This window comes from Petrotoga halophila DSM 16923, from assembly GCF_002924615.1.
The window spans coordinates 1-1,571 of the sequence record NZ_JALY01000004.1 but is presented as its reverse complement, the minus strand read 5'-3'; the positions used below and the strand labels follow the sequence as shown (position 1 = coordinate 1,571).

The 1,571-nt window shown below is 31.3% G+C and carries 2 protein-coding genes; both read right to left on the bottom strand.

The genetic code is table 11. The features are described 5' to 3' along the window. The coding region (locus AA81_RS14370) for a ComF family protein (RefSeq protein ID WP_211292608.1) at positions 1 to 236 on the bottom strand (236 nt) is incomplete at its 3' end. A 7-nt stretch (positions 237 to 243) separates the two neighbouring features. After that, a complete protein-coding gene (locus AA81_RS00175; RefSeq protein WP_103079385.1) occupies positions 244 to 1,512 on the bottom strand; it encodes a HEAT repeat domain-containing protein in 1,269 nt (422 codons plus the stop codon). Positions 1,513 to 1,571: the final 59 nt, after the last annotated feature.

Below are 1,571 nucleotides of genomic sequence, written 5' to 3'. Positions count from 1 at the left end.
AAAAACTTTGCTAGCATATTTCCAAAAATTTGGGCAATTTTTGGATGTGAATGGTATTTGAACTCTTTTATTAAGTTGGACAAAGGATACTCGTATTTTCCATAATGATAAACTTTAAAATCACCTTCTGAAAGAGAAGGTGAGTGAAGATTCCCTCTGCAATTGTCGCAAATAAGTTCTCCAAAGTCTACCGCTTTTTCACAAACCAGGCAGTGAGGTTCAAAAACTGCGGTCATTATCTTTTTAAAAATTTACTACCATCTCCGCATTTAGACGTAGAAGTGCATTTAACGCAGCAAGTTTTAAATTACCGTTTTCATAAGGGTCTTTAAGTATTTGATTTGGGATTTCCCAATAATCTTTTGCTTTAAAAAATTTCAGTAGATTAACGGCGGCTTTTCTTAGGGAAATAGGATACATTTTGTTGAGAGCGATTAATGATATATCTTCTATAAAATTATCTAATTTTAATTTTCTTATTATTTTCAACCCTTCCCTTATTCGTTTGGAGGATAATGAATTTAGAAAGTTAGGAACGTAATCTTTAAGCATATAGTCTTGAAAATAAATGAGATAGTCACTTGCACCGATGACTAAGTCATCGTCTACGGCAGATAATAAGTCTCTACAAAAATCTACATAACTCATATCTTCCTTTTCAGTAGCTAATTTCAATCCAAACTTAACGATTTTTGCCTCTTCACTGTTCACCAATTGGTCGATCAACCAGGTAGGAATAGAATCAATTCCACAAACTTTCTTTGAGGTATTTGCAGCAAGCTGAAGAATGTGAATATCTTTTTCTTCCTGCAAGATTTTTTCGATGAATTTATTTATAACTTCACACGGTAAACCAGAAAAGAATTTTATTATTATACCTTTTGTTTCATTGTTGCAATCAAAATAAGTTTCTTTTAAAGAGTTAAAAAAGGTATAGGCATCTTCTCTTTCATAAAATCTTCTTAGCGCCATAACCTTAACGCTTTTATCTACTTGTTCGGATTTTAAGGTTTCAGAGATGTTCTGCAAAGCAGAAATCAGCTGTTTTATTTTAATATAGGGATCGTTTTTCATTTTACTAATAATCTTTTCTGAATCTTCGGGGTAGAATTCCAAAAAGGTGGATATCAGTTGATATCTAACCATTGGATCGGGATCTTCGGTAAACTCCAAAATAAATTCTATAGGTTTTATATCCATTTGAATGTAGCTGATAATTGCTTCTTTTCTAATGTTTGCTGAAATGTCTTTCAAAGACTCTTTTATAGTATTCTCATCCAAAAGACCCATTTTATCTAAGTACCTATATGCAGAAAATCTGACATTTTTATCGGGATCTTTTAAATACTCTTTAATCCTTGGGGCATCAATTTTTTGCTTTGTTAATTCTTGAATAGCTTTGGATTTAAAAGAAGGATAAGGAGAATCCAACATATCAAAGTAAATTTGAATATTCTCTGACTTTATTCTTTCTTCTAAAATTTTGTAGGTTTCGATTATTTCATTAGCCATTGATTACTGATTTCCTCCTAAGTTTTATCTTTTGGGGTTTTTAGAAACTTTAAAACATG

Coding starts and splice junctions, on each gene's coding strand:
- AA81_RS00175 (WP_103079385.1), bottom strand. CDS start 1,512: ATGGCTAATGAAATAATCGAAACCTACAAAATTTTAGAAGAAAGAATA.